At 54.5% G+C, this 26,323-nt stretch carries 17 protein-coding genes and 1 pseudogene; 5 read left to right on the top strand and 13 right to left on the bottom strand.

Annotated features, from left to right (window positions below):
• The first annotated feature begins 115 nt into the window (after window positions 1-115).
• A complete protein-coding gene (locus ASC97_RS22675) occupies window positions 116-577 on the top strand; it encodes an Lrp/AsnC family transcriptional regulator (RefSeq protein ID WP_057470612.1) in 462 nt (153 codons plus the stop codon).
• A 276-nt stretch (window positions 578-853) separates the two neighbouring features.
• Here ASC97_RS22675 and ASC97_RS22670 read toward each other — a convergent pair whose 3' ends face one another.
• The 11 genes from ASC97_RS22670 to ASC97_RS22620 all read right to left on the bottom strand — a co-directional run bounded on the left by ASC97_RS22670 (window position 854) and on the right by ASC97_RS22620 (window position 14,441).
• Window positions 854-2,119: a DegT/DnrJ/EryC1/StrS family aminotransferase gene (locus ASC97_RS22670; RefSeq protein WP_057470611.1), complete on the bottom strand. Its 1,266-nt coding sequence runs from the start codon at window positions 2,117-2,119 to the stop codon at window positions 854-856.
• On the bottom strand, window positions 2,112-2,783 hold the full coding sequence (locus ASC97_RS22665; protein WP_244481550.1) for an acetyltransferase: 672 nt from the start codon (window positions 2,781-2,783) through the stop codon (window positions 2,112-2,114). The genes ASC97_RS22670 and ASC97_RS22665 overlap by 8 nt, the downstream gene beginning before the upstream one ends.
• A complete protein-coding gene (locus tag ASC97_RS22660; RefSeq protein ID WP_057470610.1) occupies window positions 2,780-3,385 on the bottom strand; it encodes a sugar transferase in 606 nt (201 codons plus the stop codon). The genes ASC97_RS22665 and ASC97_RS22660 overlap by 4 nt, the downstream gene beginning before the upstream one ends.
• 151 nt (window positions 3,386-3,536) lie before the next feature.
• Window positions 3,537-5,999, bottom strand: coding sequence for an ArnT family glycosyltransferase (locus tag ASC97_RS22655; protein WP_057470609.1), 2,463 nt, complete (start codon window positions 5,997-5,999; stop codon window positions 3,537-3,539).
• Window positions 6,000-6,043: 44 nt separating this feature from the next.
• Window positions 6,044-8,068: a hypothetical protein gene (locus tag ASC97_RS22650; protein ID WP_057470608.1), complete on the bottom strand. Its 2,025-nt coding sequence runs from the start codon at window positions 8,066-8,068 to the stop codon at window positions 6,044-6,046.
• Between the two features lies 1 nt (window position 8,069).
• Window positions 8,070-9,401, bottom strand: a complete 1,332-nt coding sequence (locus ASC97_RS22645; protein WP_057470607.1) for an oligosaccharide flippase family protein — start codon at window positions 9,399-9,401, stop codon at window positions 8,070-8,072.
• Window positions 9,398-10,378, bottom strand: coding sequence for a glycosyltransferase family 2 protein (locus ASC97_RS22640; RefSeq protein WP_200959530.1), 981 nt, complete (start codon window positions 10,376-10,378; stop codon window positions 9,398-9,400). Before ASC97_RS22640 ends, ASC97_RS22645 begins: the two co-directional genes overlap by 4 nt.
• A 27-nt stretch (window positions 10,379-10,405) precedes the next feature.
• Window positions 10,406-11,506 (bottom strand): DegT/DnrJ/EryC1/StrS family aminotransferase, encoded by a 1,101-nt coding sequence (locus tag ASC97_RS22635; protein WP_274534166.1) that lies wholly within the window; start codon window positions 11,504-11,506, stop codon window positions 10,406-10,408.
• Window positions 11,503-12,063: an acyltransferase gene (locus tag ASC97_RS22630; protein ID WP_057470605.1), complete on the bottom strand. Its 561-nt coding sequence runs from the start codon at window positions 12,061-12,063 to the stop codon at window positions 11,503-11,505. Before ASC97_RS22630 ends, ASC97_RS22635 begins: the two co-directional genes overlap by 4 nt.
• Window position 12,064: 1 nt before the next feature.
• Window positions 12,065-13,126: a Gfo/Idh/MocA family protein gene (locus ASC97_RS22625; RefSeq protein ID WP_057470604.1), complete on the bottom strand. Its 1,062-nt coding sequence runs from the start codon at window positions 13,124-13,126 to the stop codon at window positions 12,065-12,067.
• A 1-nt stretch (window position 13,127) separates the two neighbouring features.
• Window positions 13,128-14,441, bottom strand: coding sequence for a nucleotide sugar dehydrogenase (locus tag ASC97_RS22620; protein ID WP_244481549.1), 1,314 nt, complete (start codon window positions 14,439-14,441; stop codon window positions 13,128-13,130).
• Window positions 14,442-15,109: 668 nt separating this feature from the next.
• On the opposite strand from ASC97_RS22620, the gene ASC97_RS22615 reads away from it, so the two are divergent.
• Together ASC97_RS22615 and ASC97_RS22605 are read left to right on the top strand one after the other, a co-directional pair.
• Window positions 15,110-18,154 carry a hypothetical protein gene (locus ASC97_RS22615; RefSeq protein ID WP_156390423.1) on the top strand — a complete coding sequence of 1,015 codons (3,045 nt, stop codon included), beginning with the start codon at window positions 15,110-15,112 and terminating at the stop codon, window positions 18,152-18,154.
• 1,045 nt (window positions 18,155-19,199) lie between these two features.
• Window positions 19,200-21,563 carry a hypothetical protein gene (locus tag ASC97_RS22605; RefSeq protein ID WP_162246708.1) on the top strand — a complete coding sequence of 788 codons (2,364 nt, stop codon included), beginning with the start codon at window positions 19,200-19,202 and terminating at the stop codon, window positions 21,561-21,563.
• Between the two features lie 209 nt (window positions 21,564-21,772).
• Here the strand turns inward: ASC97_RS22605 and ASC97_RS34145 are convergent, their stop codons facing one another.
• Window positions 21,773-21,916, bottom strand: coding sequence for a hypothetical protein (locus tag ASC97_RS34145; protein ID WP_156390422.1), 144 nt, complete (start codon window positions 21,914-21,916; stop codon window positions 21,773-21,775).
• Window positions 21,917-23,755: 1,839 nt separating this feature from the next.
• Between ASC97_RS34145 and ASC97_RS22590 the strand changes: the two genes are divergently transcribed.
• A complete protein-coding gene (locus tag ASC97_RS22590; protein WP_057470598.1) occupies window positions 23,756-25,162 on the top strand; it encodes an O-antigen ligase family protein in 1,407 nt (468 codons plus the stop codon).
• A gap of 157 nt (window positions 25,163-25,319) precedes the next feature.
• Entirely contained in the window at window positions 25,320-25,505 is a 186-nt protein-coding gene (locus ASC97_RS22585; protein ID WP_057470597.1) for a hypothetical protein, read from the top strand.
• A gap of 111 nt (window positions 25,506-25,616) precedes the next feature.
• On the opposite strand, the pseudogene ASC97_RS22580 reads toward ASC97_RS22585, so the two are convergent.
• A pseudogene (locus ASC97_RS22580) lies at window positions 25,617-26,219 on the bottom strand (IS21 family transposase); the annotation flags it as partial.
• Window positions 26,220-26,323: the final 104 nt, after the last annotated feature.

The following is a 26,323-nucleotide window of genomic DNA, read 5'->3' as shown; positions in this document are numbered from 1 at the left end:
TCACGATTGCCAGCATAGTGAAACAATCGAGCAATATCCCGTCCAAAAGCTCTTCGATATTGCAAAAAGATGGCTTAAAGAGAATAATCGAGCGTAGAACAGAGGATCAGTGCGCATGTCATTTGATGCGATCGATCGCAATATCGTGCGGCTGCTGCGGCTCAATGCGCGGATTGCGAATACCGCCTTGGCCGCGGAAGTGGGTCTTTCGCCGTCAGCCTGCCTGCGCAGGATCGCCAAGCTTGAACAGTCCGGGCACATACGCGGCTATACGGCGCTGATCGGGACGTCCGAAAGCGACGACGCCCTGGCCGTGATCGTCAACATCACGCTCGACCGGCAGACCGAGGAACACCTCAACCGGTTCGAGGCCGCGATCCGCAAGCACCCTGAAATTCAGGAGTGCTTTCTAATGACCGGGGGATCGGACTATATCCTGAAGGTCGAAGTCGAGAGCGCGCGGGACTTCGAGCGCATTCATAAGGATATCCTCTCGACGCTTCCCGGAGTAGCTCGGATCCATTCGAGTTTCTCCATACGCGACGTGCTGAAGAGAAGGGCGCCGAGGAAGGTGTGAGGAGGGAGCCGAGTTGAATATTTCCTTCCTCAGCCAGATGAGGTGAAGACGAGAATCGTCAACTGGAAAAGATACACGCTTAGATGATTGCAGGCCCATCTGCTCAAAGAGGCACCTAGAAAAAGGTGACACGGACATTTCTTCGGCACAGACGACCTAGTGAACCAGCCTTGTCAGTTCGACAAGGCAACCCGTTCGTGGGAGCACGGAAACAGGAATTTCCCTAAGAATACGACCATGTTCCTGACAATCTTTCCGGGGCACTCAACGCGTCAACTATAGCGGCAATTTATCAAGTTGCCGAAGTCTTGAATCGGCAACAATGCTGGCGCCGCTCAATATTTCGGCCACGCCCGCACCAATACGGCCTATTTCTTCGCTAGTCAGCGTCGGATGAACGAGGAACGCCAAGCTTGTATCGCCAAGCTCGCGAGCGTTTGGAAGTCGCTCCGCTGGCCGATACTCCGTGCTGTCAAACGCTTTTTCCAGATACACTTCCGAACAAGTGCCTTGAAAAACCGGAAGTTTTTGTTTGGCTACTTCCGACAAGATGCGTTCTCGGTTCCAGTCGGGCAATACATTCTCGGGTCGAAGATACGCATACAGTCTGTAATTCGCATGCAGCGAGGTTGACGCGAAATCTCCTGCCGGATCGGTGCCGAGATTGTTGGCCAAAGTCGGAATACGAATTGGACCCAGGTCACCGGTTAAATCGTGAAGTGCCCCTGAAAGAAGGTCGGCGTTCTTTTGACGGAGCCTACTCCAGTCGTCCATGCGCCGAAGCTGAATACGCCCGATGGCTGCCTGAACTTCCAGCATCCGCCAGTTTGTGCCGAAACTCTCGTGGAGCCAGCGAAACCCCGGCGGGTGAGGGCGATTGTAAACCGCGTCATAGCTTTTGCCGTGGTCTTTGTAGGACCACATCCGCGACCACAAATCCTTGTCGTTCGTGGTTACCATGCCGCCTTCCCCACCCGTCGTCATGATTTTATCCTGGCAGAACGACCACGCACCGACGTGCCCGATGCTGCCGACGCGGCGGCCTTTGTAGACTGCACCGTGGGCTTGCGCGCAATCTTCTATAACTTTAAGTCCTCTCTCACGCGCAAGGTCCATGATGGGATCCATGTCGCAGGGCCAGCCAGCCAAATGCACGCATACGATGGCCTTGGTACGAGGCGTTAAAACTTTTTCGATCGTCCTTGCGGATATGTTTCCCGAGTCGAGTTCGACATCGGCAAAAACCGGGGTTGCTCCCGCGTTCACAACACTCGACACCGACGCGAGAAAGGTACGTGGAGTCACCACAACCTCGTCACCCGCGCCAATCTGAAGCGCGTTGAGCGCAAGATCGATGGCAACCGTCCCGTTGGTCAATGCGATAGCATGGTGGGTTCCTGTCCATTCAGCGAACTCGCGCTCGAATATCCGGCAGATGTCACCAGTCCAGTAGTTTACCTTGTTGGACAGCAAAACGTCCCTGACGGCCTCGGCCTCTTCGTCGGTGAAAGACGGCCACGGTGCGAAACAAGGCTCAGTCATGTTTTGTCCCTTTCTGGATTAAGCGTGCAGGATTGCCGACGACAGTGGTGTGAGCGGCAACGTCCTTCGTAACAACGGCTCCCATGCCAATGATCGCACCTTTACCTATGCGTAGTGGCTTGCCCGGTTGCCCCTGTCGAATAGTTGCGCCGGCGCCTATATAGGCATGATCGCCAATTTCGACATTGCCATTGCATTTCACGCCCGGCGCAAATGTTACGAAGTCCCCGATATTGCAGTCGTGCTCGACATAGCTGTAGAGGTTGGCATGAAAATGTTTGCCGATGCGTATGTTCGACGTCAGGGTGACGTACGCACAAATGATGGCACCCTCGCCAATGACAACGTCGTCATATATCTCAGAGACCTCAGCGCGCACCGTCCAGGACAAAAGCGCATCTCTAACGCAACGCGCGGCCAGACGTTCTCTCACGCTGGCGTTGGCGATAGCGAGAGTCGCGTAACGATCCCGGGCTGGAGTAGCTAGGAACTCGGCATAGGATAGGACGGCATGGCCGTTAATTTCAACTTGATGCGGGCTATCGTCGATGAAAACAAGTCGATCAAGCGGCAGTCTGTGCCTCTCGAAAAACTTTCGGGCCAGCGGCATGACGCCACGCCCACAGCCGCTCGCACCATATACGCCGTAGAGATCTTCGGTCACGGTGCTTGATTGTCCTTGCTGCCCTGGAACTTAGAAACAGTGGCAGATCCCGGTGCTGTAACCCCTTCACGCCTGACCACGGCGGCCAGCGTAGCCAGAAGGATCTTCAGGTCAAGCCAGAACGATCGGTTATGAACATACCAAACGTCCAATTCGAGACGCGTTTCCCAGTCGATTGCGTTGCGGCCATTGACTTGTGCCCAACCAGTCACGCCGGGTCGCACAAGATGTCGCTGTGCCTGAAACTGAGTATAAAGCGGGAGGTAGTCCGGCAATAGCGGTCGTGGCCCTACAAGGCTCATCTCGCCTCTAACGACGTTCATGAGTTCGGGCAATTCGTCCAAGCTGGTGCTCCGTAACCACTTGCCGAACGGTGTCAGCCGCTCCGCATCGGGTAAGAGCTTACCTTGCTCGTCCTTCCCGTCTGTCATGGTACGAAACTTGAACATCGTGAAGATTTGGCCGTTGAGCCCCGGTCGCCGCTGTCGGAACAAGACCGGACTGCCCAACTTCGTACGGACCATAAGCGCAATTGCGACCGCCGGAACCGCAGTAATGATAATCATAACAAGCGCACAGCAGACGTCAAACGCGCGTTTCAAGGAATCCCTCCTTCGATGCCGCGAAAAAGGACACAAGGGCGATTGCCGCAAGCCCGCGGTGAGACGTCATGACAGCGCATGCAACGCTAAGACCAGCGGACGCATCAAGATCAGGTAAAGAAAGGCCAAACCGATGGACAATGTTGGGCATCTATTTAGTTCGCTCGAGCTCGGAGTAGGTTACTTTCTCAATCTCTATTTTGCTACTACCCACACTCTCGATCGTCAACGCCATCGTATTTGCGGCTGGATCGGTTAAGAAACGAAACCCATATGTTCTGTGGTCCTGCTTCTCGCTCAACTCGAACCTGACAACTTGCATGCTATTGATTGGTTTGCGTGGGGACGCGTTTTCTGCTCCGGAGAACTGATCCACGGTTACCGTCACGAACCCATTCCCGGCGACACTTAAATCGACAGCGTATTGTGTCGTCGGATTGACGGAAAGTGCAGAGGCCCCTTCAGGCAACAGGCTCAGCGCATTAACGCCCACTTTAACGCCCGTAATCCAATGTCTGTGAAAAAGATCTAAAGGCAACCCGCCGGTGTAAGATGATCCGTTCAACGGGGCGCTGGCGTGTCCCGATCTTGCGAAATCTTTTCTGCCTCCTAACGAAAGCGCGGTTTGCAGAACCCATTGCCGCTTATCGGGCGAAATATCGACCGCTGTCTTCTGCGCCAATTTCTCCGGCGTCAGGGCGTAGACTTGACCCGCTGCATTCTGAAATAACAAACTCGTATAGGTTGGGTCCCTCAACAGAGCGAACAGCTGGCTATTGTAGAGGGGAGGCAATCCATAGTTCGGAACGTGGATATGAGTTACGCCTAGCTTGCGCAATTCCTGGTAGGCTGCACCGATGCCAGTTTGTTCGTAAAATGGCAAGAGACGTACATCAAGGTAGCTGATCATCCTGTCCGACGAGTAATACATATCGGCGGGCTTGATCGAGAGGACGAGACTTCCTTTGGGGGTATTCTTGTTCAGAAAGTCGACAAGTTGAAATTCCGGTGCTTTCTGAAGCTTCTCGCCCATGGACTGAGCGATTTGATCACGACCGCTACCGTATCTTGACATGGAATATTTCGTGAGAGCAAAAAAATGAATAGTAAAAAACGCAGCCAATACAATCAAAAGTAAGGTGTGTATTACATCAAATCGTCGCGAAAATAGGCCAATCACCCTTGTGTATCCGTAGGCGCACAGGACTGCGACGATCGGCAACGTAACGAGCAGGTAACGTTCGTTTTTCACCATGTGTTCTATGCCCAACGCAACGGAGACGACCATTCCAAGCATATAAACAGCGAGTAGGCCCGTCATCAGCCAAAGCGCTGTGTCGCGCCGCTCAAAGGCGCGCGCGCCGTCCTGCACAAGGGTCCTAATCCCTGCCGATCTATTACTCACGGCAAAAACGCCAATGCCGACCGCCATGCCCCAAAAGATGAATCCATAGGATTCAAGGGCGAACCAACCTTTGAATATGCCATACTGTATCATCGCGGTTGTCGTCTCGAGGCCGCGACCGATGGTGAAGTAATCGTCCCAGTGTAAGGATGGGATAGCAAAGACGGCCGGATCATCGCTGACTGGAGTGCCGAATACTTGGATGTTATGAAGATAAGGCCATCCACCGATTAAGAAGGCGACCACCAAAAGGCTCAGTGCAGCGGCGGTGAACCCTTTGATGTCCCGCAGACCCCACTGAATACCGACGGCGGAGAGCGCAAGCGGAATAAAAAGAATGGCTTGGGAGTGTGTCCAAAGCGCCATTCCGAGAATGCCGCCGATCACGCCACCATAGGCGGCGGGCCTGGCATTCAAGCCGACAGCGACGGCAAGAACAAGTGTGAAACCGAGGACCGGAAGCGGATCGAGCAACGCGGAGACTGCGCCGAGAAAAAACAGCGGCGGCGAGAGGAAGAGCAGAGATGCTACCAGACCTGTCACGCGATTGACCAGCGAGCCAAGCGTGTGGACCACGTAGGCACCACAGAGCAGGAACCACGGCGAGATAAGCCTGATGAGGCCGGGTACGTCAGAATTCCCTTGAGTGACATCCGCAATGTAGAGGAGTGCCACATACAGAGGGGGGTGGGTCCAAGGACCATAAAAGCCGGAGAGGTTGGTTTGAGAATTCAAGACTGGATAGGTAAGCAGATCTCGTGTGGCATAAACTTCTCGCGCCGCGGTGGCGTACTCCAGTGCATCATTCTGCGTCAGGGGAATAAAGAATGTAACGAGTAGAAGTTCGAGAACCCCCATGATGATCGCGAGCAAAACAGCCCATTCACCTAAAGAAAAAGACTTCTTCTCACTGAAGCTGTTTCGGTGGGAACCGCGCAGAAAATACGCAACACCGCCGACAAGAAGGGCGAACCCCAAAGTAGTCACGAGGTGGGTCTTGTGGCTTGCTCCGTGCAACAATCCCAGCGAAATGACCGCCCCGAAACCAAGAATAAAGGGACCCAATGCTATACCAGTCGAGCGAACCAGGCCAACACGTCGGGCATCATTAGACCATGGGAATGCAGACGACAGGTAAACGCCAGAGAGGGTGCAAATACTGGCGACCAGTAAAAAGGTTCCGAGGCTAAAAAAGCTGATGTCAATCACATGCTTCCTCCTTCGAGGACAAAAAAATAGGCGTTCTCGAAGCTTCAGATATGCAATCCGACAGTATCCAGCTTGTTGACGGTCGTGATTGTGTCGTTGAAATCCAGATCAATCGTCTCGAGATACCAGCGGAGGCTCTCGGTTCGCGGCCGGTTCTCGACCAGGATAGCGTCCAACGCCTCGGCGCGGTCGATTTGTCCTTCGCGAATCTGGTTGCTGCGGAACGTATCGAACTCCGTGAAACCGCGTGCCGTCATGTAGATATAGTTGTAGAAGGGTGCGGTACCATCGCCAATTCGCCATGTGCTCGGCGAATCTGGTGATCGCTCGAAATCGTACTCGCCTATGATCGTCTGGTTCACGACGTCCTCGTTCCAGACCAAATCGCTGAAGATGAAGAAAAAGTCTCGGCGCGGCTCGAGATAATAAGCTCCGAAAGCCTTTGCCGTATCGACCATCGAGGAGTTGATGTAGCCTGGGTTCGTCGCAAAGCGGCTGGCATAATAGGCCGCCAGCTTCATTTTTCGGCTCAACGACAGATAGTCTAGGCGTGTCTTGTCGAAGTCGGGAGCTACGCCGCAGAAGCCGCTTTTGAAGTCCGTATTCTCAAGCGGATTTGCCGACCAAAGATCGAGCCGGATACCGGTCTGGCGCTTTAGGTCGTTGACGATTTTGAAAAAATGTTTGTCGCCAGCCATGAACAAAGGGATCATGCCAAGGTCGGGCTTTTTCAACCAAGCTGATACATTCTTTCTTACGTTGTCGCGCTTTGTCTTTATATCGGCAGAGACGAGGATGTTCTGCACACCAAGCTCGCCGCACAAGCGTGCAACATTGCGTCTGGCAAGGTCCGTCACCATGCCCCAGTCATATGTAAAAGTGATGGGATTGAACCCGAATTCGCGTTTTATGAGGTGCAAACCATAGCAACTGTCACGTCCGCCGCTAAACGGAACCAATACATCGGGCGATCCGTTCTTGCTGCGGTAGTGTTCGAGCGACGCAATGAACTGCCGCTGTGTTGCCTCAGTGGCACGTCCCTTGTATTTTGGACGGTAGCCATGACAGTAGTTGCATATGCCTTTTGCATCAAATGCAATGAAAGGAAATGTCTCGGGCAACACGCAGGCACTGCATCGGTGGATATCGCGCATTGCCTTCTCGTTGTAGCGCAGGAGACCTTCATTGGCAGTGCGTCGAATGGGGGGGCTTTTGTTTGGTGCGCCTGCAATTTCTGTAAACCCGGATCGTTCCATCCTCTCTACGCCATTCGATGCAGGCGCATCGTCGAAAATGCTGAATTCCGCCGGTGGTGCACCAGCTTGCACGTCGAGGAAAAGTCCGCGTCCAGCCGTCAAAGCGAGGGGCGCCGTCGCACCCTCGTATTCCTTCAACGTCTGTCCAAGGATGTACTTCTCGGATGCAAATATCGTACCTGTATTTCGCGATAGGTTCGCGAAATACAGGTCGCCTGTGTTCGTTGCCAGAGTAAGACTGCCGGTTTCCGAATGAGTCCAGGCAATGGAAGCCGCTCCCTTGAGAACACTGTAAGCGGCACAGGTTGCATATAGAGGGTCAAACCGCTCTGCCATGCTTGCAGATGTAATCGCCGATAAAACTTCCGTGTCGACTTCCGCCGTGCGCTTGAGGGCCGGCCGCTCGTTCCAGAGCTCGTCCACATTGACGACGATTCCGTTGTGGATCATCGTCACTTCGCCCCAGCGCACCGGCTGATTGTTCTCCGGCTTTTCGGCACGTCCATTGGTAACAAGACGAGAATGGGCGATGGCAATGATCGGCTGCGTCGGTCGGTCAGTGCCATTTCTATACGCGGATGAGAGTGCCTGATGGAGTGTTTTTCGGTAATCGGCGCTCTTCAACAACTGGGACGCAGCCATTGCACCCTTGATAACGAAGGATTCCCGGCTATCGGGCAGGTTAATGTGCAGACCTGCCGACTCTTTACCACGACTCTCCGACAACAGATAAAGCCGTTCGAGAAGCTGTTCGATGGCCCGCCGAGAAAAGTTTGCGTCTCTCTGCAGGGCAATTCCGAAAATGCCGCACATATTATTTCACCATCAAGTGGTTCTGGCGAACCGAATTGTTGATTAGGTCCCAGCCAAGGAGGCGGCGTGTGAAGACGACAAGCAAAACTACATTGCAAGCATAGCTCATCGCGGTGCTGATGGCAGCGCCTTCAACACCGATTTGGGGCAGCAGCATCGCTCCGATCGTGGCATTGGCAACGACGGCGCCGATTTGCTGCATGGCTTGATACCCCGGATGGCCGGAGACGACCATCAAATTGTCGAACGGAATAAAGATGCTAGCCAAACTTACACCGAAGAGCAAAATAAGCAGGGACGGGATACCCTCCGTCAAGCCTTTTGAAGGCAGGACAATGACCGCAAGAATCCAGTAGGCAAGGGCGATACAGAGAGCAAGGCTGACGACGGTGACGAATATGTAGCGACGACTCTGCCGCATCAGATTTTGCGCGTCTAGCCATTTCGATTCCTTCACGGCCGTCACAAGAACCGGATTAAAGTTTGTTCGAATCATTGCGATGACATGATAAAGGCCGTCGACCAGCATTGCTGCGAAGCTGTATATTCCCGTTGCGTGATCCGTTAGGAAAAATCCGATCATCAGCACGTCAATGCGGGAATTGAATTCCGCAAACATTCCGCCTGCCAACCCCTTAGTCCCGAATTTAAAGTGCATCCTCATCCAATGGGCGGAGACCTTGATTTTTCCCGCAAGCGAATGACGGTATATTACAAAGCCGACGCCAAGCGCCGTCACGGTTTCTGCGATGAGGAAGCCAAGAGTCGTATATTTTATGGACACGCTGGAGGCAGCAATCGCGGAAACACTCGCCATGACCGTAAGGTACCGAATGGCCTGGAGAACGGAGAAGGCTTTCATTTCTCGAAGGCCATTCAAGAAGGCGAGTAATACCTTATTCAATGGGAACAGAAGAAGGCCGAACGCCGCGAACCCCATCGCTGCGCCCGCATCAGGGCTCTGGAACAGCCGTCCCAGTCCGGGCGCGGCGACGAACAGGATGACGGCGGCTATGGCCCCAAGAACAAGTGCGATTGCCACCGCAGTAAAGAACATCGTGTCCCGTTCCGTCGGGTTATCACGATAGTACGCGGCATACCGCAAGACTGAGTAGTGTATGCCCCAAATCGCCAATTGAGATGCGACAATATAAACCGCATAGGCCAGATTGAAGACACCCAGCGCAGCTGCGTCCCGAAAAGCGGCAACTGTGATATTGATTACAATCCCGCTAATTGCAAGGATGAAGAAGCTTCCCATCGACCAGACGATATCGCGCGTCAGCTTATTGTTCACCAATGCATCGCGTGCGGTCGCCGCCAGCGAGATCATTCGGACCGCTCCCGTAGTTGCCGTCTCTCACGATGTTTGAGCGGTGGATTTAGATGTTTGTTCTCAGAATAGTCGAACCACATCGCAAAAAACATTGAGTTGAAGCCCAATGAGAAAGCAAACAGCCAGCTCAAGAACGTAATTTCAGGAATATGCCCTTGAGCGATCCACAAAAGAATCAGCCGCAAAAAAAGGACTACACTCAGTGCAACTCCAAAGAAACCGAACAGATAGAAGAAAACGAGTGGGTGAAAGCTGCGGATGACGTATTTTTCCTTCAGACGCCAGAAAAACAACCGGATAAGCAGTCCCCCGATGGAAAATATTACCTTGCGAACCTTGATGCCGGATTTTTCGCCGACATTGTAAACCGGCTCAATCGGTACATCGACAACGCGCATTTCTTCAACGTTCAATTTAACCAGAAGATCGTTCGGCTGCCCATAGCGCTTATACATGTTGTCCCAATCAATCGCATGCAGGGCGCTGCGATTGATTGCAGTATAGCCAGTCTGGGAATCAGCTACATGCCAGTAACCTGAGGCTATTTTCGTCAATAACGAGAGCGCGGAGTTTCCGAAGAACCGGATCTTTGGAATCTTTTTGAACGCTTCGCCGGTGACAAGACGATTGCCTTTGGTGTAGTCGGCTTCGCCGTCTACGACAGGGTCGAGAATGGCCGGCAGGTCGTCTGGATCCATTTGACCGTCACCAGCCATGACCACGGATACGTCGTAGTCATTATCCCTAGACCATTTGTAACCGGTTGCGATGGCGCCGCCGACCCCCTGATTCACCTCATGTTCCAACAGTGTCACCCGCCCAGCGGAATAACCGGGATGGTTGCGCACAACTTCAGACGTCGCGTCCTTGCTCCGATCGTTGACGATCACAATCATGTCAACGATATCCGGCATGGATTCGATGACGCGGGCAATCTGGGTTTCTTCGTTGTAGGCCGGAACGACGACCGACACCTTTTGATTTCTATACATAATATTCCTTCAGTCCACCAGAGCGGCCACAATCCGATCCTGTTCGGATTCGTCTAAATAGGGATGCATAGGCAGGCTGAATACGCGTTTCGAAACAGCCTCGGAGCGGGATAGTGGACCCGCCGCACGGCTGAGGTCCTTATATGCGGGTTGCAAATGCAGCGGCACCGGGTAGTGGATCGCTGAGGGGATCTCAGCCTGCTTCAGCTTTTCAAGGAGATCGTCGCGGGAAGCGGATTGCAGCGTAAATTGACCCCATACACATGTACGGTCAGAGCGAACGGTCAACGGCTGGATTGCATTGTTGCCCCTCAGTTTTGCAAGGTAGCCGGCGCCAATGCGAATGCGCTGTTCAATCTCCCAGTTGAGGTTGTCTAGTTTCGCCAGAACAATTGCGCATTGCAAGGTGTCCATGCGGCCCCCAACCCCAATTCGGGTATGGTAGTAGCGCCGTTCTTGGCCATGCACGCGGATTTCACGCATGGCCTTTGCCAGCTCCGCGTCATCGGTGAATATGGCTCCCCCGTCCCCGTAACAACCAAGCGGCTTGCTGGGGAAGAAGCTCGTGCAAGCAATGGAGGAAAGATTGCATGACCGTTTTTCGCGGTAGGTAGAGCCGAAGCTCTGCGCTGCGTCTTCTATGACTGAAATCCCGTGAGAGGCCGCGATCGCATTGATCTCGTCCATGTCTGCCGCCTGCCCATAAAGGGATACCGGAATGATCGCGCGGGTCCGCTTGGTGATGGCCGCCTCAATCAAGCCGACGTCGATGTTGCACGTATCGGTTTCCACATCGACGAAGACCGGTACTGCGCCCAAAAGGGCAATGACCTCGGCAGTCGCAACGAATGTGAAGGGCGTGGTAATGACTTCGTCGCCGGGTTTGACCCCAATCGCCATCAACGCGATCAGCAAAGCCTCGGTCCCGGAGGCGACGGTTACGCAATGGGCAGCGCCCACATACGCCTCAAGCCGGCGCTCCAACTCAGGGACTTCGGGTCCCATAATATACTGGCCATGATCCAGCACCGTTTGTATGCGCCGGTCAATCGCAGTTTTAAGCTGCGCATACTGGGTTTTCAGATCGATGAATTCAATCTTCTTTGTCATGCAGGCACACAGCTCTCGGCGTCGATCTCATAGGTTTCGCCACAAACGCAGGTTATTCTTCCTTTGCCCTGGAGCTTTTCTCCGCAACGACAAGCCCAGCCTATCCGACGCGCTGGAACTCCTACCATCAAGGCGTGAGCGGGTACATCTCGGTTTACGACGGCGCCAGCGCCAACAAAGGCGTGCTCGCCGATGGTGGTCCCGCAAACGATCGTGCAATTGGCCCCGAGAGTTGCGCCCTTTTTCACCAGGGTAGGGCGGTATTCGTCTTTGCGAGCGACTGCAGAGCGCGGATTGTAAACATTGGTGAACACCATGCTCGGACCACAGAACACATCGTCCTCCAGCCGCACCGCATCGTAGACAGACACGTTATTCTGGATCTTTACGTTGTCACCGATCACCACGTCGTTGGAGACGAAAACGTTCTGGCCGAGGGAACATCCCCGCCCAATCCGTGCCCCTCCGCACACGTGCACCCAATGCCACACTCGGCTTCCTTCGCCAATCTGCGCGCCATCATCGACAATTGCTGTTGGATGAATCGAAACGACCATATCAGTAGTCCAACGGCAGTGCGATGCGCTTTGCATCGCGAGCAGAAAGGTAGACGGCCACCAGCGTTTCCAGTGATTTCAGTCCCTCGCGCCCATCAGTCTCCGGTTCGGCTTCGCCCCTTAGGGTGCTAATCACGTTGTTATAGTAAAGGGGATGCCCAAAGCCGTACACGGAGGTCGTCTCATAGGACACATTCTTGACCTCTTCATCATCAGGATCCGGCTCGGCGAACTCCCAATGCTGAATTTCGTTAACTGCCAACCCGCCGATTCGCACCGTACCTTTTTCGCCGATGATTGTAATGCTGCCCTCAAGGTTTTTCGGGTATGTCAGCATTGTAACATTCATCGAACCTAGAGCGCCTGACCGCCAGCGAAGTGAAATGACACCTGTATCCTCAGCTTCGATGTTGCGCGCAAGTGTCGCAGTATAGGCTTGAAGACTTTCGATCGGCCCGATCAGCCAGTCTAGCAAGTCGACGTAGTGGCTCGCCTGGTTCATGAATGCCCCGCCGTCGAACTCCCACGTTCCACGCCAAGCGGCGCTGTCGTAGTATTCCTGTGGACGGGTCCAAAAGACGTTGATGTTGACCATGTAGATGCGGCCGAAGCGCTTCTTCTCGATGGCACGTTTCAACAGCTGCAGCGTTGCATTGCGCCGATTCTGCTTGACCACAAATAGACGCACATTGGCGTCGTCACAGGCTTTCACCATGCGAACACCGTCGTGCCAGCGCGTCGCCATAGGCTTTTCGGTCATCACATGACGACCGCTTCGAGCAATTTCCACGGCCTGTTCTGAGTGTAACCCGCTTGGAGTTGTCAGCACCACAACGTCAGCTTGTGTTTCGCGAAGCATAGACGAGAGGTTTGTGTGCGGTCGGGCGCCGGTTTGCTCAGCCGCAGTCTGCAACGCAACTGGATCCGTATCGCAAACGTCTACCAGTTCGGCGGCATCAGCATGCTTTTGCAGCGAGCTAAAATGGTTGAGCGCAATACGGCCACAACCGACCAGAGCGAAACGGATCTTTCGATCCTTGATTGGGGCAGGGAAATTTCGCATGTCACGCCTTCACGATATGCTCTGCGGGCTCAAGGAATTTACCGCGCGAGTCCACAATCATCTTGGAATGGGCCTTTATTAATTCATAGTCGAAGCGGTCATGATCCGTCGCGATAAGCACGCAATCATAGCGAACGAGCGTTTCCGGGGTTAGGTCTACGCTCTTTAGGTCAAAATGATGTTCGCGCATCTTGGGGAACGCGGGAATATGCGGATCGGAATAAGCGATTTCCGCACCGAGATCGCGCAGTCTTTCCATCAGGACGACAGACGGCGACTCCCGCATGTCGTCGACGTTCTTCTTGTATGCGATGCCGAGAACTAGGACCTTGCTTCCCTTGATCGATTTTTCCGCAGCATTGAGGCCGCTGTTAACCTTCGAAATCACATAGTCAGGCATCGATGAATTGATCTCACCCGCCAGTTCTATGAAGCGCGTGTGGACCCCATATTCCCGTGCTTTCCATGTCAGGTAAAAGGGATCGATTGGAATGCAGTGCCCACCGAGGCCGGGCCCAGGGTAGTACGGTACGAATCCGAACGGCTTTGTAGCCGCTGCTCGGATGACTTCGTGAATGTCGATGCCCATGCGGTCCGCCACGATCTTGATCTCGTTGACAAGGCCGATGTTGACCGCCCGATGGATGTTTTCAAGCAATTTTGTCAATTCCGCTGCACGCGTGGAACTCACTGGGATGACCTGGTCGATCACTTGCCCGTAGAGTGCCATGCCGACTTCAAGACAGTCCGGCGTAGATCCACCGCAAACCTTAGGAATTGTGCGTGTGGAAAAATTCTTGTTGCCGGGATCTTCACGCTCTGGCGAGAATACCAGAAACGCATTCTCCCCGATCGAGAGACCTTGTCGCTCGATCCTAGGGCGTAGTTCTTCATCGGTCGTACCAGGATAGGTTGTGCTTTCAAGGGAGACGATCTGCCCGGCACGCAAATGTGGTGCAAGGGTCTCGACTGTGTTGATGACGAAGCTGAGATCTGGCTCGCGATATTTGTTCAGCGGAGTTGGAACACAGAGGATCAATGCATCGACCTCGCCCGCGCGCGAGAAATCAGTAGTGGCAACAAACCCCGCTTCCTTCGCGTGGCGAACAGCGTCTCCGGAAATATGCTCTATGTAGCTTTGACCGCTATTTAGCTGATCGACTTTCTTGGAATCGATGTCGAACCCCACGACTGCATAACCGACCTCGCTATAGCGCAGCATGAGCGGCAGCCCTACGTATCCGAGGCCCACAATGCCTATAACCGCATCTCTTTGATTTAGTTTGCTAAGCAGTTCGGACTTGACGACCTTCAAGTTTCGATCCTCATTATTGTGACGAATGACCAAGCTGCCGTATACAACTGTTGGGCAATATACACGCACGCGACTGTGGCGTTCGTTTACTTATCTTCCCTGAAAGACGCAAGAGATGGACGTGGGAATGTGTGTATAGTCGCAAACCAAGTTTCGTTTGAGTTGCATATTCGCAACCTGCAGCATCACGGAGCTTGCTGCGCCCAGCTAGGAAATTCGCAAGTGCTCACGTGTTAGAATTTGTGAACGTGGCGTCGACCCGACACCACCCGGACCTCCTGACGACGGAGCCGGCATGCCCCTGCGTTACGAAGCGCTTCTGAAATCCTTGGCTTCGACCTATCGCCACTCATCGCGCGTGCTCGTCAAACGTTCATGAGACAGCGCCTTTTCACGCTCGGCCGCTAGTCAATAAGTGATGTGTCCACAAGAACTAAAGTCCGGGCGCCTCACCACTTCGGCCGTAGCAGTTGACGGCGAATTCCAGCCCATCGTATAGGCCAACGGTCCTTCTGGTAGCAATGGGTCTCACGCCCTTGGCGGGAGGTTCGGAGAAATGCTTCGTTTAGACCTTTTGGGAATATCCGGGCGCTTGAGTCAATATAAGGCGAAATTTAATGCCACATAGCCGGTTCATCTCGCGTCAAAGGTCGCCTGTTCGTGGGCGAGTGCAAGTAGCGATAGCCACGTGTTTTACCGCTCTTCTTCTGCTGCTTCCGTCCGGCTGTACTTCGCCGCCTGCCGGGCCTCTTCTGGATGAACTCTACGCGCGTTTCAATCCTGAACGCCCTGGTTTTGGCGTAGTGGACTATCCGGGCAACCAAGAAGCAGACGTTCCAAAAGCTTACGCAAGGATCCTAATCGCGGAGGTCGACCGCAAGCGAAATGGTTATCGGCCGGATTTGCCTGATCTGTCGAGAGTCGCAGGACGATGGCTGTTGGACCACGCGGACGAGGACGCCGATGGCGTCAAAGGCTGGGGTGTTCCTGTTGCCTGGGACGCTTACGGCGATGGTTCTGTTAATCCGGCGAACTCAGTTTACACGATCTCAACTGCGATCGCTGTGGATGCGCTCTTAAATTGGATGGAGCTAGATCCTGAGGCGCCAGGTGAAGAAATCTTAGCAACGGTTACCGCCTCTCTCCTTCCATTTACTGCGCCGGAGATGCGTTCGCCGTCAGGAATGATTCCCTATTCTGTAGTGGAATCGGACCGCAAATACGACACCTTCAATCCGGCTGCGTACATGGCGGGTCAGATGCAGCGGTTCAGTCGGATAACGCCAAATGTAGAGTTTGCAAAGGTTCTGGCGTCAACGGCAGACGAGACTGTCGAGGTGTTATTGAAGCAAAAGCTGGTCAATCCCAAGACGGGGTCTTGGTATTGGCACTATTCCATTCAGGAGTCTATTGCCAACGACTTGCCACACGCCAGTTACATTATCGACGGCCTAATCAAATACGAGACATACGGAGGACGCCGGTCGGCTGACATTGATCTCAAGGCAACTCTCAGCCACCTGCGGGAGTTCGATGACTCCAAGAGAGATTATGTCAGGGCATGGCCGTGGCTACAGGAAGGCATAGATCGTTCAGCGCGTTCATACGATATCGGGATGGCGATGTCGCTTGCTTGCTCGAACGCCGACACTGTCGACTTGGGGCCGATATTCGAGCGCTACATCCCTCGCTTTAGGGACGGCTCCAAGGGCTATCTCAAGTATCCGGTCGGTGATGAAACTGCCGATCCACTCATCGTGAACGAGTATGAAGCCTATCTCTACCAGGGCGTAATTGCCTGTGATCTGGCTAGAAGCAGGGGAGATACCAAAGTTACGGCCGTAACCCCGCCCAACGATGCCAATGTTCTGCTTGATAAGCCCGTCTTGTTGAGCGCGGAAGTTCCATTTGTCTCTTTTGCTCCCGATGATCAAAGTGGCGCAACCCGTGTAAAAACAACCCCCGGCGATCCGAGCAGTTTTATGATGGTGAAGAGCGGAACCGCCGAAATTTCGTTTGATCCCGGCGAAATACCTATCGCGACAGATGCTTTGGGAGACGGGAAGGTAGTTTTCGTGCGTCACATCGGCCAAAACACGCTGACAATCGAATACCGTGATGCAGAAGGCCGTAGGGTTGATCGGCGACAAGTCGTTCATGCGGCTGGTAGGTCTGAACCAATGTTTCGTGCTGCGACGACCTACGGAAATCGCCTATATCTTGTATACTATGACAATTTTTCGGTTCGCAACTTCGCGACCGCTTACGAATTGAACGCAGGTCGATTGGTTCAGGTCATGAATCCAGTGGAATTGCCCTCGCTCGAAGATCCAGCGGGCGGAACCTATGAGATGATACCTGCGATCTTCCTTCTTCCACGCAAAAACGGCATCGAGATCGTTGGCGGAGTTTTGTCGGCACAGCTTCATGCAGATGGTACCCTTGAATCGACACGCATAAATGATTGCGTGCGTGCGATCGAAGCGGTCTCCACTCCTGACGGCCCCGCAGTTCTTTGTCATCGTCTATCACGCGGTGACAACGTCAGCCGGTATTTCATCTCTGCCCCAAGGAGTTTAACGCTTCCCTCAATTAGCCCCAACGCAGTACCGTTCCATTTGGAATATGATCACGGAGAACTGTCGGTTCAGCACGCCCGGACGCCGGCGGATTTTGCGGCTATGTTCACCTTCGATTTGGAACGCATACAGCAAAACGGCTGGATGGAATTCGGAGTTGGTAATGTAGAAGCCCGCATTCCTTGGTCTCAGATTTACTATCTAAACGGATTCCTCGATCTTCTGAAATTGTCGAAGGAAGATGGTCAGATGCGCAATGCTTTCGAACATCTGGTACCCAAGATCCGTGAAAGACTTGATCTGGAGGTGTACTGGCTCGGACAGCACTGGAAGCGCGGAAATTACCAAACGCGTGCGTTCACGGTCGACCGTAGTCCTGCCTTGTTCGCGGTTCAAACCTCCCGGTTGCTCCTTTTGTTGGACCGCTACCTCAAAGAATTGGACGCTCCTACTGCCATAAGCGCAGATACATTTCAGGATCTGAGGGAGGCTGTTCATTGTCTGAGAGATCATATCGACGTTCTGGCGTACGGTGGAGAGCTGCCACATTGGATGGCCGGCGATCGCGCAAATTTGCGCTGGCCGAAAGGGTCGAAATTCAAGTTTGACGGTCTTGCCGTGCCCTTTAACCATCAAAATGAATGGGCATACTCCGTCATCCGGACGGGAACAGTACAGAAGTGCTCTCAGGCGCCAAAAGCCGCACAAGATATCATCACCCATTTTGTTGACCATATTGCTCCGTCAGGAATCTTGCCCAACAGCGGGATATGGAACTACTGGTGGGGGACTGCTTACGACGGATGGACAAAGGACGAAGGAATATCCGTAAACTACCCTGAATATACTGGTGATAAGAGTCGGGCATGGATTTCGTTCAAGACGATTGATACGATGTCGTTGCTCGGCTCCATCGACGCGCTCCCGGTGAGCGTTAGAGGCAATGTGCTTGCATCCGCCGCCCACCTCATTCAGCTTGGTCGGCTGTATCCGTTTGCGGCCTATGAGCTTCAACGACGTGGATATAAGGTCAATTTAGATCGCGACGTCGCGCTCGACTATTCGAGGGTAAGTTCCCCATGGGAACTCCAGAATGCTGTGTGGGCTTATCGGGCGTTGCTCTCGGAGCAATGATTTTTCGAGTGAGGCGATATCCCTGCCAGAACCGGCAGCGGTGAGCGCACGTGGCGCAGACAGACGTCAGTTGCAAAAGTCGTCCGTCAAAAGATGGAGGAACGCAGCGTTGACTACATCGTACGGAGCCTACTGATCCCCAGAAACTGGACCGATTTGATTAGAGTTTTCCGCGCTAAATTCCCGGCTGGGAACAGGGAATGATCGAGAAGCTGCCTCCTGCCGCCGAGGCGCGCTTGACGCCGGGCTTTTTATGACATCGAAGTTTAATTAGCGGACTACGTCAGGCGCAGACTGCACCGTTGCGCTGCCCCCACGGTTGCCGATGAAGGCTCCCTGCAGACCCGTCACCTTCCCAAGGTCGGCGGTGCTTGGTTGAGCCTCGTAGTGTTGCCCGTTTACACTATTCCAGCTGGTATCTGGCTCGTAGAACAGTGCTGAGGAAGTACGGAGGAAAAGCAGTGGTTGTCTTATCGATCGGTCTTTCAGTCTTGATATTGGCAATAGCAAGCGTGTGTGTCGTCTACTACTGACCGGAACGGTTCTGTTCCATACGGTCGAGACGTCTTGTAATTTCTGCTGCCATTGTTCCTGGGTCACAAAGATGCGATCAAGCTCCTCGCGCGGGGCTACGCTCTCACGAAGCTCCTTGACGACGACGTCGGTCCGCTGACGGTGCTCCGCGCCACGAGCAGTGCGCCATTCTAATTCCTTTTGCGTGACCATATTTTCGGCCATTCCGTCGATAGTCGCCTGCGTGGTTTCCGCCAGCTTCGATATGGACGTCTGTCTGATCGCCGCACTCTGGCGAGAGAACGCGCGAATTCCATTGCGGGGTCGAGGACCTGCATCATTAGGCTCCAGTTATAGGTTCGAAGGGGAAGTATTGGATTTCAGTTAGTCCGGTCACCGGCAGAGCGGGGAGAAAACCTTAAGGTCCTGCAAATGGAAATTGGGGAGAAAGCAAGCTTTTCACCCCTGCACTTCCAGACGCGTTTGCTTTACCAAGTCGCTCTGACTAATGCTTCCGCAACGAAACAATAGCGTGGAAGTCGGCATGTCGGACAAAGTGCATACTATTGACGGTCCCAAGGCCGCGAGCGGTTTGGCTTTCTGGCTGGGTGCCAATGGCTTCAAGGCGGCATTGTTTATGTCGGGATGCGCAGCACTTGCCTACCAAGTCGCTTGGCAGCGCGCCCTGTCGCAGATAATCGGGTCCGATGCCGTATCCACGGTCCTCGTGGTCACCATCTTCATGATCTGTCTTGGTCTTGGTTCTGAACTTGCCAGGATTCTCGTGAAGTCCGGTGAGCGACGAGCGCTGAAGCTTTACGCAGCGATCGAGATCGTCGTCGCACTTTACGGCTTCCTCTCGATCCCAATCATCCGCGGCGTGAATGCTTCCATTGGCACGTCGGACAGCCTGACTGCCGGCTTCTTACTGAATCTCGGCCTTCTGAGCATACCGATCATTGGCATGGGGCTCACAACACCTTTGATTGTCCACGTAGCCAAAGAGTCGTTGAGCAATGTGGGCAGGGTCGCCGGCGGCCTCTATGGCTGGAACATCGCCGGCGCGGCCTTCGGTGCGCTCGTGACGGGCTTGGTACTAATCGAGCTCCTTGGGCTCTCAGGGACGACCTGGGTTGCTGCGTCACTGAATTTCGCGGCGGCGGGGGTGGCAATTGCTGCCCTATCGCATCTACCGCTTCGGTCAAAAAACACCGTGGCGTCGGGCAATAAATCGGCTTCCATCGCATTCAATTCCGCGCTTGCCGCAGTCCTGTTTGGCTTCGGAACGCTTTCAATCCAGATTCTCTACTTCCGCGTCCTCAGCAATTATCTGACCCTCTCGACCATCGTCTTCCCAATGGTGTTGTGTGCCTATCTCCTCCTCATGGCCGGCGGCCAGTGGCTTGGCGGCATGCTGGCGGACAAATACGCCCACGATTTGCGTCGCGTGGTGATTGGCCTTTTTGTCATCGGAGCAGTCCTCTTTATGACCGCTTTGCGTATGCCGCCCTCATGGGCTTCGACCATCGGCGCGCTCCGGTTCACGACCTTCAACGGACAGCTTGTTGATGTCCAGCATACGCCGCTCATCGGCGATGCATCCCCTGTTGCTGTATTCGTATTCTCACTCCTACTGATGCTGCCTGTACTATTCTGGTCTGGCCTTTTCCCCGTCCTGTTTCGCCATGTCATCAGCTCAGTCGATGCCGCAGGTGGCGGTTTTGCGCGGGTATACAGCCTCTATACAGTTGGCAATGTGCTGGGGGCCTTTGTCTCCGGCATGTTCCTTCTCCCCCTTTTGGGAACCGGTGGCAGCGCGGCAGCGACAATTGTCGTCGTCGCTGCCGGCTGTGCCACGTTGATGCTGAGCGGAGGCGCTAGGCGGAAAACATGGGCTCTGCTTGCAGTCGGCGCTGCGGCGGCGGCGCTGGTACCCAGCAACTACTATGAGACCTTCAAGTTTGACCGGTATCGGGTGACCGACGTGTTCGAAGGGCGGACGGGTGTCGCCACCGTCGTTCCGACCGAGACGTTCTACACGATTGTCGATATCAATCGCACAGCGTCGGCATCTGCTCTAAAGCGCGACCCGGGACCCGGCGACCAGTACGAGGCATGGCGCTGGAATCACAGTGACTTAATGGCGCTAGATCCCCAGTTCAGACCGAAGAACGTCCTCGTGATTGGCATTGGGCACGCTTATCTCATCGATGCCATGCTCGATTTCCCGTTCATCGAGAAAATCACAGTTGTGGACATCTCTTCAGAGATCATTTCCGCCGTCAAAGCGCACACGGAGGGTCCCTCGAAGCGGATATTTTCAGACCCCCGCGTTAACATCGTAGTCGCAGACGGCCGCCGGTACATTCAATCCGCTATTAGGCGTGGTGAGAAGTATGACCTTATTCAAAATAAGATCAACGAACCGTGGCACGCGGGCGGAAGCAATCTCTTCACTCGGGAGTTCTTTGCCGAGGAGAAGGCGCTTCTCAACGAAGGTGGATATCTCAGCACCCGCCCGCTCGTTGGGCATCTGTCGGATGGCCTACATGTGTTCGAGAGCGCGATTTTCACGGGCTACTATCATGTCTATTTCCGGAACGGCGCACCTCTCGATCCGGATCGAGCAACTGTCACGACCGACATCCGCAATGCCTGGGAGGCCAAGCTGCCAGGCGGCCGCGGCAGAGAAGAGGCCGGCCGCGCGACATTGAATGTGGTGCTTTTGAATAATATTCCTCCCCTAGCAGTCACCGACGCAAATACCGATGATTGGCCGACGTTCGAGTATTACTGGCTCCGGCAGGTACTTGGTACATGGGCCTCCCCTCGAGTCGGCTTGGGTTCGATCGATCTTTCGAATTCGTCCAGGACCGTCCCCGTGATCCTAAATTAGGCCGTCTCTACGCTGCAGAATAGGTAGTTGAAGGGATCGATGCTCGGTGCCACTGGGTTCAACAGTATGGACCGCGGGGACGGATTGTTACGTTGGCGACCTGCACCAGATTTTGGGACAGGTTCTTGATGGTGGACATTTTGGTGCCTCGCCTACAAAAAACCGACGAAAGTGTCGGTTTTTTGTCCGGGTCCAAAACGTTCGTGACATCATGACGCCAGCTTCTGGTCGATCAGCTCTTTCAGCTTCACGGTCGAGATATCGCCGGCATAGGTGAGACCGAGTTCGGCGGCCTGCGTCTTGAGCTCGTCACGCTCAGAGGGTGCACTGCCTTCGCCCTTGAGCTTTGCCAATTCGGCATCGCGTTCGTCGAGCTGCCTACGGAGCGTCTCGAAGCTTACGCATCGCGTTGAACTCGGCAGGGTATAACACCCTCTTTGCCGTCACCTCTGCGCCGCCTCGCGGGCTCGGCGCCGTTCCTCAGCCAACTGTAAGGCAAGAGATCGCGTTCGAACTGCGCCGACTGGCCGAGCCGAGCCTTGCTCGTCCCTCAAGCGAAAGCTCGCTCCTGTCCGCCCATCCACGCGTTGCGAGAACGCGGAAATCGATCTCCTTGATAGCCTCGTCGGCGATTATCTGAAGCTTGGGATGGAATTTCGCAAGGGCAGCCGAAGCCGCTGCTCCAAGGGTAGGCATGATGAAGGCTTTAGTTGAAATTCAGAATGGTTTGTGGCTATGGTCCGCCGCTGGCCCGATTTTGCGGGTTGATCTGTAGGGCAGCATCCGAAGGAGCGAACCAAGAATGCATCAATTGGTAGAACGCGCAGACTTGGCCTTGGGCTACAATATCGCCATGGCATGTCTGGTGACTGCCTTTGCCGTCGACGTCTTTGAGCAGCACTCTTGGCTCTAAAACGTATCGTCTTTTCTTTCACGGTAGCCGCGCTCCCAATATGTGTCGCGGCGGCCTTCTTCCCGCTTGAGCTGCAGAAGCCCCAAAGTCAGGTCGCGACGCACCCGCATGGCGTCCGAAGAATTCTGAAGCAGGAAGGGTTCGCTATCGGCGGGAAACGAGCGGTAGACTTGGTGAATACCGGCGCTGACGTAGTCCCCGGCTCAACGATAACAGCAGGTCTGCCACTAGACCTTTTTCATCGGATTTGGCGGACTCGACTATCGATCGAACTGACCGGCAGTAACGAGTTCGGGTTGCTACCCGTGATTCCGAACGTGCAATATGCGTACGACGTAAAGCTAGTGGGTCGCGGGCTTGTCGTCTTGCTAGTCGCAGAATCCTCGAAAACCGGCGACTTTCTCCGATTCCGCGCACTTACCTCATTTGAGGTTACCCCAGATCGATCACGTGATTTCGGAATGCGATTCCTACCTTCCGACGACGCTTATGCGGTGCAGCCGGTCATCTGGCTCACCGGTCGAGCAGATCTCACAATCAGTTCGGCAACAGTAACAAGGGTTCGCCTTTGATCGCCCTGAGAAATCCTGCAAACACTCTAAGTGAATAGATACGGCAAGCGCTGCGAAAGTTGCGGAGGCGGGTCCATGTTCGATCCCCCCTTTCTTCATGCTGCCCTTTCGGTCCTGCCGCGGGTGTTCCGACGCCGCCCGAGCCGCTCCAGGATTGCTGAAGCGGGTTAGGTGACCCACACCGTTAGTCGCGGACGCTGCCTTGCAGCTCGCTATCGCGCATGCGCAGGGCAACGATCACCACCCGACCTGCTCGGAAGTCCGCATTGTTCTTCTCCGTGTTACCACGGCATAGTCATCGACCATCACCGCCCGGCTGGCACGCTCTTGAAGTTCTCCAGATTTCAGAGTTGATCAGTGTTCGGTTGCGATGGGCCGAGGGCGCGCGTGTCGGCGCGCGGAGAATGGTTCCAACTCCGATACTTCGCGCGTCCGTCTGTTCGGGCGCGCTAGAACGCCCTTGAGGACGTCTCGATCATTCTGATATTCTGACCGTAACCGCTTGAACCTTAGACAAGCCCTGTCGGCCAGATGCCTGGAACGTGGCACGTGCCCAGCATCGCTTCGCTCCGATTTCGCTTTGTTGATTCTTTCGGTTGCCTGCACGGGAAGGCGAGTCGCTATGGTGACAATTTTCCTAAAGACTAGACGCCGACGCTCTTAGCTGCCATTAAGCGACGGAGACGCACCAGCGGAGGAGGACGAAGATGCTGGGACGAGTAATCCCGAAATGGTGGCCGTCGCGCGGATTCCTTGCCGGCCTTGCACTCAGCGCCCCGTTTGTTGCCAATCCCTATCCAACTTCCGTTGCTGTCCTACTTCTGCTTCCGCTACTCTTTGACCTTGTCTTGCGTGGCATTCATTTCAGGCAACTATTTACTTGGCAGCCGATCCACTTTGTAATCGCTGCATTGGCAACCCTGCATCTGGTCGCGTTGGCAATGAACACCACGCCCTTCTTTACGGAAACGTTCATTTTCCTTGTATGGTCTGGCGGCGTAGTCGGGATCAGTCTTCTAGCCTCATATTCTGATGATCGACCGGACGACATAGTCTGGGGACTATTTGCAGCCCTGGCGGCAACATCGGTGCCGATCGCCGCAGCGGGGCTGGCGAAGTATGGGCTGCAGCAGCATGGAATTCTGTTCGGTTCGATGATCAACAGCTGCTTTGGCAGGTACCCTCAAGGAACAACCTTCTGCGGTGACTACAACCTCTTTGGCTTGTATCTCGGCGGAGCAGCCATCGGTATCTCTGCCTTCATTCTCTGCACGAAAGGCCGCCCGTTCCTCTTGGCAGTGTTGCTGGTGTCGCTTTCGATCGTGCTGGCCGCAGGGTTTTTTGCGGGCTCCCGTCGCTTCCTCGCACTGGCTGCGCTTGTCGCTCTATTCTGGGCCACCCACGCGTTTGTGTCGCCGAAACGCGTGGCTTACACTGCTATTCTACCTGCGTTTCTGTTGGCTGCGATGTATGGATATTTCTCAGCACCCCGAGATAAAGTAGCCGATGAGAACACCGTCACCATCGAACAAATGGTTGCCGGTGCGCTCGGCTTGCCCGCACAACCGTCCCCAATGGAGATTGCGGCATCGAGGCAGCCACCAAGGGGCACCTCCGGTCCGATGAGCACCGATGAAAAAGGACATCCTCGCGTCCTGGCCGCTCGCGATGTTTCACCGACCGCGTTGGCGAGCACTCTAGAAGACGACATGGGTTTTGCTAGCAGAGTTGAGAAGTGGAGTCTGGGTTGGGATATGGTGAAACAGAACGGCTACTTCTGGGGGCAAGGTTTCAACTACCACCGTGTGTTCTCGTGCCGGTTCGTAGATTGCGAGTATATCGACTACCCGCACGCGCCGATCCTATCGGCCTGGATCGGTTTTGGCGTCTTGGGTCTCGTTCTGAGCTTCGCATTCTACGCCATTACCGGTATCAACATCCTCCTTGCGGGAAGGATTGGTTTACTATCTGGCGTTTCTTTCTTCGCCTTGGGCGTGATGCCCTACAGCCTGATATCCGGAGACACCATATTTTCTCTTCCTCATGCTGTCATAGCCGCCGTGCTGGCGTCTATAATTGTTGCTCAGAAGAAAAAAAACAAAAGGAACGCGTGAGGCAGGGTTGGAAGGCAACAGTAGAGGTAGCCACTCTTGTGGTACTAGGGGGTGCGGTCGCGGCGAGCGTCGGAGTCCCCGATAATGATCGGCTATCTCTGAGACATTCTCCGGTAAGGGATCAGAGGGATAGTTAAGGATGAGGGATTTGCCTTAGATGGCCGCCGCGCGGTCGGTCTCGTTGAAGACGACAGACAGGCTTGCCGAAACACCGACAGCGGAGACGGGTTGGTTCCTTGGCCTCTTCCAGCGCGAGCACCGAACCCGCCTTCATTTAATCGTCGACGGCAGCGACGAAAGCGGCTTCATCAAGGTTTACTGCTCGCTATCAATATGGCTTTGACTTTACCTTTCAGGTCATACCAAGCTTGCCGTACACATCGGCTTATATTCTGTCGATGGACCGGTTCTCGACTACTACCTGAGCGTCGGGCCCAGAGGGTACTGCGGCGGGAGTACGGGCATAGATTTGCCCTTCCGCCCGATACAGTTTTTGGCTGAAGCTGGCATAAGAGAACGTCAACTGCGACGCGCTCAGCACCGCCACATAGATCTGCGCCGCCCAGACCTCGCCGGTAGATGATCAATAATCGGGATCGTATGGCCGGCATAGTCGCATTCCATCGCCACGCCACCGACGTGACGGCTGCGATAGGTGGGTTTGGCCCGGCTTTCGTGATTGGCAAACCGGCAGCAGAACCACGTATAGCCGTACCCATCCGGATGGGTTTCCCGGTATTCCTGCCATAGCAGATTGAGCGCCACGCCCTTGCGCTTCAGTTCGCTGGCCACCTTCGGCCAATTCGGTTCGTCGGTATCGCGCGGAGGTCGCCCCATTCGGCGGAATAGTCATTGCTCGAGAACCTCGTCCCCGTCCAGGGGGCCAGACCGTAAGCCCGGCTTCCCGCGCCCGTAGCAGATACGTCGAAACCGACGTCTTGCTCATCTTCAGCCGTTCAGAAACGGCGCGTATCGACAATCTCTGCTCGAACGTCAGCCGCAGGATCGATCGGCTGTCCTTCACGTCAGTATGTCTCGCTTGCTTCCGTCTGGGCATCATGTGTTGGTTTCCACGCGGAACTGAGCCGGTTTTTCCACCGAGAAGTGAGCCACCTCTAAGTATGGTTTTCTGATCAGGGTTTGGTCAAGGGATTGGCTTTT

Origin of the sequence: Rhizobium sp. Root1203 (assembly GCF_001424945.1) — a bacterium.
Classification (GTDB): domain Bacteria; phylum Pseudomonadota; class Alphaproteobacteria; order Rhizobiales; family Rhizobiaceae; genus Rhizobium.
Note: the sequence above shows the minus strand (reverse complement) of the source record. Positions and strands in the feature narration are given on the sequence as shown.